This window comes from Paenibacillus sp. TSM33, assembly GCF_056099025.1.
Window position 1 is genome coordinate 1 of the sequence record NZ_JBLZXB010000059.1, and the last position, 291, is coordinate 291.

A 291-nucleotide genomic window follows, 5' to 3' on the forward strand; every position below is an offset into this window, starting at 1 on the left:
AGATGATTGGGGTGAAGTCGTAACAAGGTAGCCGTATCGGAAGGTGCGGCTGGATCACCTCCTTTCTATGGAGAATCGTTTCCTGCGATGGAAACATTCAAATATGAAGCATAGCTTCAAACTTACTTACTCGTTGCTCAGTTTTGAGAGTTCAAACTCTCAACATTGCACCTTGAAAACTGGATACCGAAACGAAATTGCGTTTTAGAATATTCCTTTAAGCTGATCTTGTGTAAACAAGTGAAATAAAGGTAGCAAATCGTATTTACATTGTAGATACTAGGTTAAGCT

The 291-nt window shown here is 39.2% G+C and carries 1 rRNA gene; it reads left to right on the plus strand.

Annotated features, from left to right (window positions below):
- Positions 1 to 65: ribosomal RNA gene (locus ACN6NF_RS25880) — 16S ribosomal RNA — on the plus strand; the annotation flags it as partial.
- Between the last annotated feature and the right edge of the window lie 226 nt (positions 66 to 291).